The organism is Conyzicola nivalis, from assembly GCF_040548875.1.
GTDB lineage: Bacteria > Actinomycetota > Actinomycetes > Actinomycetales > Microbacteriaceae > Conyzicola > Conyzicola nivalis_A.
The window spans coordinates 635,533-648,177 of sequence record NZ_JBEPSJ010000002.1; the positions used below are offsets into that span (position 1 = coordinate 635,533).

The 12,645-nt window shown below is 71.0% G+C and carries 10 protein-coding genes; 5 read left to right on the forward strand and 5 right to left on the reverse strand.

The window, feature by feature from the left end; all coding sequences use genetic code 11:
• Positions 1-65 precede the first annotated feature (65 nt).
• On the reverse strand, positions 66-1,364 hold the full coding sequence (locus tag ABIE21_RS11785) for an ABC transporter substrate-binding protein (RefSeq protein WP_354025000.1): 1,299 nt from the start codon (positions 1,362-1,364) through the stop codon (positions 66-68).
• 98 nt (positions 1,365-1,462) lie between these two features.
• Complete coding sequence (locus ABIE21_RS11790; protein WP_354025001.1) at positions 1,463-2,482, reverse strand: LacI family DNA-binding transcriptional regulator; 1,020 nt, start codon at positions 2,480-2,482, stop codon at positions 1,463-1,465.
• Positions 2,483-2,618: 136 nt separating this feature from the next.
• On the opposite strand from ABIE21_RS11790, the gene ABIE21_RS11795 reads away from it, so the two are divergent.
• Positions 2,619-3,356: an alpha/beta hydrolase gene (locus tag ABIE21_RS11795; RefSeq protein WP_354025002.1), complete on the forward strand. Its 738-nt coding sequence runs from the start codon at positions 2,619-2,621 to the stop codon at positions 3,354-3,356.
• Between the two features lie 54 nt (positions 3,357-3,410).
• Here the strand turns inward: ABIE21_RS11795 and ABIE21_RS11800 are convergent, their stop codons facing one another.
• Positions 3,411-3,953, reverse strand: coding sequence for an NUDIX hydrolase family protein (locus ABIE21_RS11800; RefSeq protein WP_354025003.1), 543 nt, complete (start codon positions 3,951-3,953; stop codon positions 3,411-3,413).
• Positions 3,954-4,052: 99 nt separating this feature from the next.
• On the opposite strand from ABIE21_RS11800, the gene ABIE21_RS11805 reads away from it, so the two are divergent.
• Both ABIE21_RS11805 and ABIE21_RS11810 read left to right on the forward strand, forming a co-directional pair.
• A complete protein-coding gene (locus tag ABIE21_RS11805; RefSeq protein ID WP_354025004.1) occupies positions 4,053-8,789 on the forward strand; it encodes an ATP-dependent helicase in 4,737 nt (1,578 codons plus the stop codon).
• An 8-nt stretch (positions 8,790-8,797) separates the two neighbouring features.
• Entirely contained in the window at positions 8,798-9,574 is a 777-nt protein-coding gene (locus ABIE21_RS11810; RefSeq protein WP_354025005.1) for an Fpg/Nei family DNA glycosylase, read from the forward strand.
• Positions 9,575-9,859: 285 nt separating this feature from the next.
• Here ABIE21_RS11810 and ABIE21_RS11815 read toward each other — a convergent pair whose 3' ends face one another.
• Positions 9,860-10,351, reverse strand: a complete 492-nt coding sequence (locus ABIE21_RS11815; protein ID WP_188511323.1) for a CarD family transcriptional regulator — start codon at positions 10,349-10,351, stop codon at positions 9,860-9,862.
• A gap of 238 nt (positions 10,352-10,589) precedes the next feature.
• Here ABIE21_RS11815 and ABIE21_RS11820 point away from each other — a divergent pair, with 238 nt between their 5' ends.
• On the forward strand, positions 10,590-11,228 hold the full coding sequence (locus tag ABIE21_RS11820; RefSeq protein ID WP_354025006.1) for an alpha/beta hydrolase: 639 nt from the start codon (positions 10,590-10,592) through the stop codon (positions 11,226-11,228).
• Positions 11,229-11,288: 60 nt separating this feature from the next.
• On the opposite strand, the gene ABIE21_RS11825 is transcribed toward ABIE21_RS11820, so the two are convergent.
• Entirely contained in the window at positions 11,289-11,741 is a 453-nt protein-coding gene (locus ABIE21_RS11825; RefSeq protein ID WP_354025007.1) for a hypothetical protein, read from the reverse strand.
• A gap of 167 nt (positions 11,742-11,908) precedes the next feature.
• Here ABIE21_RS11825 and ABIE21_RS11830 point away from each other — a divergent pair, with 167 nt between their 5' ends.
• Positions 11,909-12,604 (forward strand): hypothetical protein, encoded by a 696-nt coding sequence (locus ABIE21_RS11830; protein ID WP_354025008.1) that lies wholly within the window; start codon positions 11,909-11,911, stop codon positions 12,602-12,604.
• Positions 12,605-12,645: the final 41 nt, after the last annotated feature.

The following is a 12,645-nucleotide window of genomic DNA, read 5'->3' on the forward strand; positions in this document are numbered from 1 at the left end:
GCGTGCGCCGGCCGTAGGCCCGCGCACGCACCCGACGGGACGCGTGCAACGGATGTTGCGGGGACTTACTTGTTGGAGAGCTCGAAGCCCGACTTCGCCATGTCGGCGACGACGATCTCCTGCACCTTGGTGAACGCGTCGCGCCACGGCGTGCCGGCGTTGATGGCCTTGTTCAGCTCGTCGGTGAAGGCGCTCTCGGCGACGTTGACGTTCGGCCCCCAGACCACGGGAATGGTGTCGGAGGCGATGGTGGCGGCGAGATCGTAGTAGTCGGACTGCTGCGGCATGAGCTTCGGGGCCTCGCTCGACTTTGCCTCCTCCTGGCCGGAGGTGGCCGCGGGGTAGCCGTTCTGCACGGTGAGGATGAGGTTGGCGCCCTCTTCGCTCGCGTTGAGCCAGGTGGCGAACTTCACCGCCTCCTCGGGGTGGTCGGAGTTGTTGGTCACGACAACGGCCGAGCCGCCCTGGAACGCGACCGCCGCGTCGCCCGCGGTCCACTGCGGGAAGTTCGTCATGCTCCACTTGCCGATGGTGTCGGGGGCGACGCCCTCGATGACGCCGGGAGCCCACAGGGCCGACGGCCAGGAGAGCATGGTGCCGCCGTTGGCCTTCGCGTTCCACTCGGGCGTCAGGATCGGCTCGGTGCTGATGACGTCACGCTCGACCAGGTCCTGGAAGAAGTCGGCCACCTCGAGCGACGCCTCGTCGGCAATGCCGACCGTCCACTCGTTGCCGTCGAGCGACCACCATTCGGCGCCGGCCTGGGTGGCGACGCCGGCGTAGAACGCCCACTGGTCGGCGGGCAGCGACGCGAGGTACGCGTTGGGGTCGGCGGCCCGCACGGCCTCGGCGGCGGTGGCGAACTCGGCCCACGTGGTGGGCACGGGGATGCCCCACTGCTCGAGTAGGTCGGAGCGGTAGACGAGGGCCATCGGTCCGACGTCCTGCGGCAGCCCGAAGACGTGGCCGTCGATGGTGGTCTGCGCGAGGGTGCCTTCCGCGTAGGCGTCGGTCACCTCGTCGCCGACCAGGTCGGTGATGTCGAGCGCGACGTCGGCGACGATGAGCGACGGCAGGGTCGGGTACTCGACGGCGGCCAGGTCGGGGGCGTTGCCCGCACGGCTGGCGGTGAGCAGCTTGGCGGAGGAGTCCTTGCCGCCGCCGGCGTCGGTGTACTTGACCTGAATGTCGGGGTTCTCCTCGTTCCAGACATCCACCAGCTCCTGCGTGTTCGGCGCCCACGACCAGAAGTCGAGCGTCACCTTTCCGCCGGAGTCGCCGCCGCCGCCGGCGGAGCAGGCGCTGAGCAGCAGGGCGCTGGCGCCGAACACGGCGATCGACGTGATGAGCTTTTTCTTCTTCATGGTTCTACTTCCTTGTAGCCGAGGGGTTCTCGTCGGTGTGTTGGATTGTCGAAGCGCTTCGATTGATGATCGGACGCCGGGTCGGTCGGTCGGAGGGGTCAGAGAGCGGCAGCCGCCGGGGGAGCGGTGGATTGCTTGCGCTGGTAGGTCGGGGCGATGAGCTCGACGTGGGGGTCGACGAAGCCGGCCAGCTGCTGCACGACGAGCTCGACCGCGCGCTGTCCCGATGACTGGGCCGGCAGCGGGATCACGTCGATCGGGGGCAGGAAATGCTCGGTGGAGAAGCTCGAGCACGCGGAGACGATCGACAGCGCGGCCGGAACCGCGACCTCCCGCTCGCGCAGCACCTCGAGCAGGATTCCGTGGATGTTCTCGTTGCAGTTGAGTACGACCGCGGTCATGTCCGGCAGCTGCGCGCGGAGCCCGTCGAGCGACGCCTCGACGCCCTCGCGTGTCGCCTCCGTCGTGTGGAATGCGGTCGCGATTCCCGATTCGCCGCCCGCCTCGAGGAACGAGTCGCGGAAGCGCGGGGCGTAATTTGAGCCGCGCCCGTAGAGCTGCTCGGCGTGGCCCATGAGTCCGACCGACGTGTGCCCGAGCTCGACGAGTCGTGCGAGCGACAGCCGGGCCGCCGCCTCGAAGTCCAGGTCGACACAGGTGAGGCCCTCGGTGTCGCCGGGGATGCCGATCAGCACCGACGGGAGTCCGAGCTCGCGGACGACGGCGGTGCGCTCGTCGTCGGTGGTGACGTCGAGCATCACGATTCCGTCGACGAGCGAGCTGGATGCGACCCGGCGCAGACCCGTGGTGGCCTCGCCCTCGGTGAGCAGCAGCACGTCGTAGTCGAAGCTGCGCGCCGCCGTGACGACAGCGAGCACGAATGCCATGAGCGCCGGCGGATGGGTGTCTTCGTGCATCGGAGCGGTGAGCGCGAGGATGTTGGTGCGGGACCCGGCGAGCATGCGGGCGCCGGCGTTCGGCCGGTAACCGAGCTCGTGCACGGCCTCGGCGATGCGGGTCTTGGTGGCCTCGGCGATCGGACGCTTGCCCGACAGGGCGTAGGAGACGGTGCTGATGGACACACCGGCGACGCGTGCCACGTCGGTGATGTTAGCCATGTGAACTCCGTTGTCTAAGCGCTTCGATGAATGCCTGCAGGCCACGCTAGGTCATCGAAGCGCTTCGCGCAAGCAAATTGTGGTTCTGTACAACAAATTGAATTTGCCTCGCGGCAGCACCGGCTAGCATGACGGCATGACCGACACCGCCGCCGCCCCGCTCGCCGACGACCTCGACTTCCGCGCGGCCGACGGGCCCGCTGCCACACCCCGGCCGCTTATGCTCGTGCTGCCGGGCGGCGGCTACGTCGCCCACGCCGACCACGAGGGGCGGGTGATCGCCGACTGGCTGGCCGGGCTCGGCGTCAACGCCCTGACCCTGCGCTACCCGGTGGCGCCCGCGCGTCATCCCGACGCCCTGCTGCGCGCCCAGGAGGTCGTCGCCGCGGCGCGAACCGGCACCCTCGACCTCGGCGAGAACGTCGACCGCTCGCGCATCGGCGTCATCGGCTTCTCGGCCGGCGGGCACCTCGCGGCGCAGCTGTCGACAGCCGCGCAGTCGGCCGCGCGCGTCGACCTCGCCGTGCTCGCCTACCCCGTCGTCTCCATGGTGCACGAACCGCACGCGGGCTCGCTCGAGAGCCTCCTCGGCCCTGCCAGCGCCCCGCACGCGCGGCGCGAGCTGAGCCAGGAGCTGCGCGTCGACCGGTTCACTCCCCCGACGTTCCTCTGGCACACCGGCGAGGACGACGCCGTCCCCGTGAGCCACTCGCTGCGCTACGCGAGCGCTCTCGCCGAGCACGACGTGCCGTTCGAGCTGCACGTCTTCGAGGGCGGCGGACACGGCAGGGGGCTCGCGCGCGGCGAGGGCCCGCTCGAGCAGTGGGCGCCGCTGTGCGCCCTGTGGCTGGGGCAGCGCGGCTGGCTCGGCTAGCGGCTGGCTCGGCTAGCGGCTGGCTCGACTCGCGGCCGACCCGGCCGTCAGCGGCTAGGGCAGCACGCCGACCGACGCGAGCGCCGCACGTACGAGCGCGCCGCGGCCGCCCTCCATGTCGGCGCTGATGCCGGGCGAGACGGCCTCGGCGGGGGTCATCCACGTCATCTCCAACGCGTCCTGGCGCGGGTCGCAGGTTCCCGTGACGGGCACGACGTAGGCCATGGCGACCGCGTGCTGGCGGGCGTCGGTGTACGGGCTGTCGTTCGGCCAGGGGAAGTACTCGGCGATCGAGAACGGGGTAGGGCTGGCGGGCAGCAGCGGGAATGCCATCGGACCCAGGTCCTTCTCCAGGTGCCGGAAGAGCGCGTCGCGCAGCGTCTCGCCGTACATCACGCGCCCGGAGACCAGGGTGCGCGTGATGGCCCCCTCGTCGGACGCGCGCAGCAGCATGCCCACCTCGGTGACGCGGCCGAGGCCGTTCACGCGAACGGGCACAGCCTCCACGTAGAGGAGGGGGAGCCGGCGCCGGGTCTCGGCGAGCTCCTCTTCTGACAGCCAGCCGGAATTGGGATCTGGGGTGCCTACGGAGCTCATGCTCCATTGTTACTCATCCGCGCGCCCGACTGCTGCGCAGACGCGGGGCCGGTAGGCAATAGCGGGCGGATGTCGGGGGTTCGCGAGAAGATGGGGAATATGGGCGACGTGCTGTCGAGATTTTCCCCAGCGACCAGGGAGTGGTTCGACGGCGCCTTCAGCGAGCCCACGGCCGCGCAGCTGGGCGCGTGGGAGGCGGTCTCGAGCGGCAGCCACGCGCTCGTCGTCGCGCCCACCGGATCGGGCAAGACGCTCGCCGCGTTTCTGTGGGCCATCGACCGGCTCGCATCGACTCCCCCGCCGCAGAACCCGCTGCACCGCACCCGCGTGCTCTACATCTCGCCGCTCAAGGCGCTCGGCGTCGACGTGGAGCGCAATCTGCGCGCGCCGCTGGTCGGCGTCACCCAGACCGCGAAGCGCCTCGGGGTGCCGGCGCCCGACGTGACCGTCGGTGTGCGCTCGGGCGACACCACCCCCGGAGACCGCCGGGTGCTCGCACGCACACCTCCCGACATCCTCATCACCACCCCGGAGTCGCTGTATCTCATGCTCACGAGCGCCGCGAAGGAGACCCTCGTCGGCATCGAGACGGTCATCATCGACGAGGTGCACGCCGTGGCCTCGACGAAGCGCGGCGCGCACCTCGCCGTGTCGCTCGAGCGGCTCGACGCCATGCTCGAGAAGCCGGCCCAGCGCATCGGGCTCAGCGCCACCGTGCGCCCGCGCGAGGAGGTCGCGCGCTTCCTCGCCGGCGCCGCGCCGGTCACCATCGTCGCCCCGGTCTCGAGCAAGAAATTCGACCTGACCGTGGTCGTGCCGGTGGAGGACATGACCGAGCTCGGCGCCGCGCCCGCCCTCGAGGGCTCGGCCGCGGGCTCCACCCCGCAGGGCTCGATCTGGCCCCACGTTGAGGAGAAGATCGTCGACCTGATCCTGGCGCACCGGTCGACGATCGTGTTCGCGAACTCGCGGCGCCTGGCCGAGCGTCTGACGGCGCGGCTGAACGAGATCTACGAGGAGAGGGAGGCGGCGGCCGCCGAGCTCTCGGTCGCTGAGCTTGTCGAAGCGGGTGTCACGACAAGCTCAGGCCCTTCGACAAGCTCGAGCCCTTCGACAAGCTCAGGGACCGTACGCAGCGCGCCCGCCCAGATGATGGCGCAAGCAGGTGCAACATCCGGCGCCGCCCCGCTGCTGGCCCGCGCCCACCACGGCAGCGTGAGCAAAGACCAGCGCGCCGGCATCGAAGACGACCTCAAGAGCGGGCGCCTGCGCTGCGTGGTCGCCACGAGCTCGCTCGAGCTCGGCATCGACATGGGCGCCGTCGACCTCGTGGTGCAGGTCGAGTCGCCTCCCTCGGTCGCGAGCGGACTGCAGCGCATCGGCCGCGCCGGCCACCAGGTCGGCGAGGTGTCGAAGGGCGTGATGTTCCCGAAGCACCGAGCCGACCTGCTGCACATCGCCGTCACGAGCGAGCGGATGCTCGCCGGACAGATCGAGTCGATCTCCGTGCCCGCCAACCCGCTCGACGTGCTCGCTCAGCAGACCGTCGCCGCCGTCGCCCTCGGCCCGCTCGGCGTGGAGGAGTGGTTCGAGACCGTGCGGCGCAGCGCGCCGTTCGCCGCGCTCCCGCGCAGCGCATACACCGCGACCCTCGACCTGTTGAGCGGCCTGTACCCCAGCGACGAGTTCGCCGAGCTGCGGCCCCGCATCGTGTGGGACCGCGTCAGCGGAACGATCACCGGTCGCCCCGGCGCGCAGCGGCTCGCCGTGACATCCGGAGGCACGATCCCCGACCGCGGCCTGTTCGGCGTCTTCATGGTCGGCGAGAAGGCGGCCAGGGTCGGCGAGCTCGACGAGGAGATGGTCTACGAGTCGCGCGTCGGCGACGTGTTCGCGCTCGGAGCCACGAGCTGGCGCATCGAGGACATCACGCACGACCGCGTGCTGGTCTCGCCCGCCTACGGGCAGCCTGGCAAGGTTCCGTTTTGGAAGGGCGACGGCCTCGGCCGCCCCGCCGAGCTGGGGCGCGCGATCGGCGCGTTCACCCGCGAGATCGCGTCGGGGCCCGCGACGGGCTCAGACCCTTTGACAGGCTCAGGGACCGGGGCGGGCTCAGGGACCGCTGCGGGCTCGGGGACCGTGAAGGAACGGATGGAGGCGGCCGGCCTCGACGAGTTCGCGGCCAACAACCTCATCGCCTTCGTCGCCGACCAGAAGGCGTCGACCGGCTACGTGCCCACCGACCAGACCCTCGTGGTCGAGCGCTTCCGCGACGAGCTCGGCGACTGGCGGGTCATCCTGCACTCCCCCTACGGCATGCCGGTTCACGCACCGTGGGCCCTCGCGGTCAGCGCCCGCGTGCGCGACCGGCTCGGCATGGACGGCGCGGCGATGGCGAGCGACGACGGCGTCGTCGTGCGCATCCCCGACACCGACGCCGAGCCGCCCGGCGCCGAGCTGTTCGTCTTCGAGCCGGGCGAGCTGCAGGACATCGTGACCGAGGAGGTCGGCGGCTCCGCGCTGTTCGCCGCCCGCTTCCGCGAGTGCGCGGCCCGTGCGCTGCTGCTGCCCCGCTACAACCCGGGCAAGCGCAGCCCGCTCTGGCAGCAGCGACAGCGTGCGTCGCAGCTGCTCGACGTCGCCCGCAAGTTCCCGAGCTTCCCGATCGTGCTCGAGACGGTGCGCGAGGTGCTGCAGGACGTGTACGACCTGCCCGCGCTCGTCTCCGTCGCCGGAGAGATCGAGAGCCGCAGCATCCGCATCGTCGAGACCGAGACGGAGGTTCCCTCGCCCTTCGCGCGGTCGCTGCTGTTCGGCTACGTGGCCGCGTTCATGTACGAGGGCGACTCCCCCCTCGCCGAACGCCGGGCCGCGGCGCTCTCGCTCGACTCGACCCTGCTCGCCGAACTGCTCGGCCGGGCGGAGCTGCGCGAGCTTCTCGACGCCGGCGTCATCGAGCAGACCGAGCTCGAGCTGCAGCGGCTCGCGGCCGACCGCCGGGCGAAAGACGCCGAGGGCGTCGTCGACGTGCTGCGCCTTCTCGGCCCGTTGTCGACCGAGGAGATCGTGGAGCGCGCGGTCCCCGAGCTGTTCTCGGTCGCCGGGCTGGTCGAAGGTACTGCGCTCGTCGAAGGGGCCGCGCTTGCTTCGCCGGGCTCGGCGACCGACACGGCGACCGCGATACTCACCAGGCTGGCACGCGACAACCGAGTGCTGCGCGTCACGATCGCCGGCACCGAGCGCTGGGCCGGCATCGAAGACGCCGCCCGCCTGCGCGACGCCCTCGGGGTGCCGCTGCCGATCGGCGTCCCCGCCGCGTTCATCGAGCCCGTCGCCGACCCGCTCGGCGACCTCGTCGGCCGTTTCGCCCGCACGCACGGGCCGTTCACCGTCGCGGCCGCCGCCTCCCGCTTCGGGCTCGGCGTCGCCGTGGTGCTCGATACGCTGACCCGCCTCGCCATGGAGCGCCGGGTGGTCGAGGGTGAGTTCCGTCCGGGCGCCGCCGGCAGCGAGTGGTGCGACGTCGAGGTGCTGCGACGCCTGCGCAGCCGCTCGCTCGCAGCCCTGCGGCACGAGGTCGAGCCGGTCGACCAGCCCACCCTCGGGCGCTTCCTGCCGGCGTGGCAGCACGTCGGCTCCAACCTCACCGGCATCGACGGCCTCGTGCAGGTCATCGACCAGCTCTCCGGGGTCGCCCTGCCGGCGTCAGCGTGGGAGACGCTCGTGCTGCCCGCGCGGCTGCGCAACTACTCGCCCGCCTGGCTCGACGAGCTCACCCTCACCGGCGAGGTCGTCTGGTCGGGGCGCGGATCGCTGCCGGGCAGCGACGGCTGGGTGAGCCTGCACCTCGCCGAGAACGCCCCGCTGACCCTCGCCGACCCCAGCGGCGACGAGACGACCGAGCTGCAACGATCGATCCTCGCCTCGCTCGCCGGAGGCGGAGCGTTCTTCTTCCGCCAGCTCTCCGGCGCCGTCGGCAGCATGGACGACAAGGAGATGACGACCGCCCTCTGGGATCTCGTCTGGGCCGGGCTCGTCACCAACGACACGTTCTCGCCCCTGCGCTCGTACCTCGGCGGGAAGGCCGCACCGAAGCGTGCCCCGTCGCGCGCCCGCGCCTACCGCGGCCGGTCGCGCCCGAGCCTGCCCAGCCAGTCCGGCCCGCCGAGCGTCGGCGGGCGCTGGTCGCTGCTGCCGCTCGCCGAGGGCGACACGACGATCCGCGCCAAGTCGATGGCCGAGATGCTGCTCGAGCGGCACGGCGTCGTCACGCGCGGCGCGGTCGTCAGCGAGGGCATCCGCGGCGGCTTCAGCCTCGCCTACAAGGTGCTGAGCGGCTTCGAGGAGATCGGGCGCGCGCGTCGCGGCTACTTCGTCGAGTCACTCGGGGCCGCCCAGTTCGCCACCGGCGCGACCGTCGACCGGCTGCGCGCCTTCAGCCGCGACGAGGCGACCAACGCACCGCCCGCCGCGCTCACGCTCGCCGCGACCGATCCGGCCAACCCGTACGGCGCCGCCCTGCCCTGGCCGGCGGCCGACCCCGACGAGCCCCGCGGGCACCGCCCCGGACGCAAGGCCGGCTCGCTCGTGGTGCTCGTCGACGGCGAGCTCGCGCTCTATGTCGAGCGCGGCGGCAAGACCGTGCTCACCTTCGGGCAGAGCGACGAGGCCCTCGCCGCGGCATCCGTCTCCCTCGCCGCCATCGTGCGCACCGGACTGGGCAAGCTGCGCATCGAGCAGGTCGACGGCGTCTCGATCACCGGCACGCCGCTCGGCACAGCCCTCAGCGACGCGGGGTTCAGCGCGACTCCGCGCGGGTTGTCGCTGCGTGCATAGGGGCGTCCGTGCCTGAGGGCGACACCGTCTGGCTCACCGCCAGCAATCTGAACAAGGCGATCGCCGGCCAGGTGCTCACCGGCTGCGACGTGCGGGTTCCCGCGTTCGCCACCGTCGACCTCACCGGCGAGGTCGTGCACGACGTCGAGAGCCGCGGCAAGCACCTGCTGCACCACGTGGGCGACATGACGATCCACACGCACCTCAAGATGGAGGGGTCGTGGCACCTGTACCGTCCGGGGAGCCCGTGGCGTCGGCCGGCGCACCAGGCACGGATCATCCTGAGCACCGCCGACTGGGTGACCGTCGGCTTCTCGCTCGGCGTCGTGGAGATCGTGCCGACCGCCGAGGAGGACACGGTCGTCGGGCACCTCGGCCCCGACCTGCTGGGCGACTTCGACGCCGACCTCGCGATCGCGCGCATCACGGCGGCACCCGGGATTCCGGTGTTCGTCGCGCTGCTCGACCAGCGCAACCTCGCGGGCATCGGCAACGTCTACGCCAACGAACTGTGCTTTCTGCGGGGCATGCTGCCGACGCGGCCGGTCGCCGACGATGCGGATGTCGCGGCCACCGTGAATCTCGCACGCAAGCTGCTCGGGGCGAACCGTGGACGCGTCGACCGGTCGACGACGGGCGACCTGCGTTCCGGACGCAACGCGTGGGTCTACGGCCGCGCCGGGAAGCCGTGCCTGCGCTGCGGTACGCGCATCCGCCGCGGCAAGCTCGGCGCGACGCCGCTCACCGAGCGCGACACCTTCTGGTGCCCGCGCTGCCAGACCTAGCGGGGCACGCCCGGCCGTGCTTGCGCGCCCGCCTGTTCCCCGGCCACGCTTGCGCGCCCGCCTGTTCCCCGGCCGTGCTTGCGCGCCGGTTCGGTACACGCGCGCCAGCTCGACATGGCGCGCGTGTACCGGGATGTGGCACATCCCGTAGGGCTGCACCCCGGGCGTCGGGCTGCAGCGCGCGCTGTAGCCGGGCGCCCGAACTGTAGCCCTACGGGCATCCGGCAACGCGGAAGGGCCGCCCCCGGAGGGACGGCCCTTGCGCGTGAAACGGGTGACGGCGGGTTACGCCGGAATGCTCGCGAGAACCTCGTCGAGGGCCGCGGTGGCCTCCTCTTCGGTGCTCTGGCGGGCGAGCGCGAGCTCCGAGACGAGGATCTGACGTGCCTTGAGGAGCATGCGCTTCTCGCCGGCCGACACGCCCTTGTCCTGATCGCGGCGCCACAGGTCGCGAACGACCTCGCTCACGCTGTAGACGCTTCCGCTGCCCATCTTCTCGGTGTTGGCCTTGAAGCGGCGCGACCAGTTGCCCGGCTCCTCGACCCACTCGCTGCGCAGCACGTCGAACACGGCCTCGACACCGGCGGCGTCGATGACGTCGCGCACGCCGATCAGCTCGACGTTCTCCTGCGGGAGGTCGATCATCAGGTCGCTCGCGTGCACGTTGAGCGTGAGGTAGGTCTTGTCGACACCCTTGACGGTTCGCGTCTTGACCGCGGTGATGGTGGCTGCACCGTGGTGCGGGTAGACGACGGTTTCCCCTACTTCGAAAATCATGTGGGCTGCCTCTAATCAGTTGTTGGTGTCGGACACGTTGGCCGAGCGGTGGCCCGGTGGCGTGCGCCTGGATGGAAGATCGTGTGACGAGCGCGCGGCATCATTGCGGTGCATCCGTCGGGATGGGGGAGGGAAGGGTAACAATTCTACCACTCGGGCGGCGAACGCACGCCGGGTGCGTTATAAGGGGCCGACGGCACCCGCTCCGCCCGGCCTCGCAGGGGCTAGCGTGGTCGATATGGTTTCCATCGATCCGACCGCTGTCCTCTGGTCGGCGCCCGAGCGCGAGCGCGCCGGCCGCCCCCTCCTCGTCCTGCTGCACGGCTTCGGATCGCACGAGGGCGACCTGTTCGGGCTGTCGCCACAGCTTCCGCTGGCGCCCGTGGTCGCCTCCGTGCGCGCGCCGATCGCGCTGCAGCAGGGCGGCTTCGCGTGGGCGCCGCTGGCGAGCCAGGCGGATGCCGCGGCCGTCGCCGAGGCCGCCAACGAGACGGCGGTCGCCCTGCTGGCATGGCTCGACACCACCGAGTCGACGTCGATCGGCCTGCTCGGATTCTCGCAGGGCGGCGCGCTGGCTCTGCAGCTGCTCCGCCACGCTCCGGAGCGCTTCGCCTTCGCGGTCAACCTGTCGGGCTTCGCGGTGCTCGAGGACAACGGGGGCGACCAGCGGCTCTCGCACGTGCGTCCGCCGGTGTTCTGGGGCCGCGGCACGGTCGACGACGTTATCTCGCCCGACAAGATCGAGTACACCGAGGGCTGGCTGCCCGACCACTCCACGCTCACCGCCCGCATCTACGAGGGGCTTCCGCACTCGATCTCGCGGCCAGAGCTCGACGACGCCAACGCGTTTATGCGCGAGGTCTGGGCGGCGGTCTAGAACCTCGGCCCGGGGAGGTCGGCCCACACGGCACGGGCGCCCCGGCTGGCGGAACCCCTGCTAGCGGCGCTTCTGCCAGTCGACGGCGAGCACGAACACGATTCCGATGGCCGTGGCCACGCCCAACGCGATCGCCGCCGGCGCCAGGCCGCCCAGGATCTGCAGGAAGACGAAGTCGACGTTGGCTGCGGCATTCGTTCCGTCGAACGGGGCGCGCGCGATCTGGATGATCCAGACCCCGGCCACGACGAGGGCGACGCTCACCACCGCCAGCGCGATGAGGAACGGATTGCGTCGCGTCTGCCGGTCGTCGTCGGCCGCGGCATCCGTCGTCTGGGGCGTCGACGGCACGGCCTCGCCGGCGCTCGCCGGCGTCGGCGGGAGACCGATCGGAGGGGCGGTGGGTGCCGCGTCGACGGGCCGGCTCGGAGCGCGCAGGCCTTCACCGTCGAAGCCGCGCTGGAACGCCGGGTCGAATCTCGGATCGAACTCGTCGCCGGATTTCGCGGTCATCGGCATCCCCTCTGTTCGTCTTCGAGGGTATCGCGAGCGGCCGCGCGAGCACGGGAATTCCGCCCCGAAATGGGGGAACGCGACAGTGGATAACGTCTTCGGCCGGACCGTAAACTGGCGCAGCCCCAGCCAGACCGGCCCACGAAACACCCCGAATCCGGAGCACCTTGTCTAACGAAACCCCACCCCAGGCCGCCAAGAAGAACATCTTCGGCACCTTCACCACCAACCTCGAACTCGTCATCGCCATCCTGCTCGGCGTCGTGTCGATCGCCGTGGCCTACGCCTCGTTCCAGGCGGCGCTCTACGGCGGAGCGGGCGCGACCGCCTACGCGGTAGGCAACAACCTCTCGACCGAGGCCGAGTCGCTCTACCTCGAGGGCAACCAGCAGTACGCGCAGGACAACCAGCTCTGGGACAACCTGACCCTGCTCACCATCGACATCGACGGCACCGACCCTGCGGCCGCCGAGCTCGCGCAGGAGAAGTACGACACCCTCGTCTTCCAGTCGGTCTCTGAGGACTTCCAGGGCGCAATCGACCGCGCGACAGCCGAGAACGAGGCCGACCCGGAGTTCTACACCAGCCCGCTCGACGACGAGGACTACCAGGACGCGCTGTTCTCCGGCTACGCGGACACCAAGGAGGACGCGGTCGCCAAGGTCGAGGAGGGCGACAAGCTCGGCGCCGAGGGCGACAAGCTCACGCTTTACACGGTGCTGATGTCGATCTCGCTGTTCCTGCTCGGTGTCTCGGCGCTCGTGCGGCAGACACGCACGCAATTCGTGCTGATCGGTACATCCGTCGCCATCTTCGCCGTCTCGGCGGTACTGGCCCTGTCGATCCCGTTCATGGCGATCTAGGCGCACGAACGCCGCTGCCGGTCGGCGTCGCCGGCCGTTTC

Bases quoted from the DNA above. Each gene is read 5' to 3' on its own strand.
- ABIE21_RS11805 (WP_354025004.1), top strand. From the start codon at position 4,053: ATGGGCGACGTGCTGTCGAGATTTTCCCCAGCGACCAGGGAGTGGTTC.
- ABIE21_RS11815 (WP_188511323.1), bottom strand. From the start codon at position 10,351: ATGATTTTCGAAGTAGGGGAAACCGTCGTCTACCCGCACCACGGTGCA.
- ABIE21_RS11800 (WP_354025003.1), bottom strand. From the start codon at position 3,953: ATGAGCTCCGTAGGCACCCCAGATCCCAATTCCGGCTGGCTGTCAGAA.
- ABIE21_RS11825 (WP_354025007.1), bottom strand. From the start codon at position 11,741: ATGACCGCGAAATCCGGCGACGAGTTCGATCCGAGATTCGACCCGGCG.
- ABIE21_RS11795 (WP_354025002.1), top strand. From the start codon at position 2,619: ATGACCGACACCGCCGCCGCCCCGCTCGCCGACGACCTCGACTTCCGC.
- ABIE21_RS11820 (WP_354025006.1), top strand. From the start codon at position 10,590: ATGGTTTCCATCGATCCGACCGCTGTCCTCTGGTCGGCGCCCGAGCGC.
- ABIE21_RS11790 (WP_354025001.1), bottom strand. From the start codon at position 2,482: ATGGCTAACATCACCGACGTGGCACGCGTCGCCGGTGTGTCCATCAGC.
- ABIE21_RS11785 (WP_354025000.1), bottom strand. From the start codon at position 1,364: ATGAAGAAGAAAAAGCTCATCACGTCGATCGCCGTGTTCGGCGCCAGC.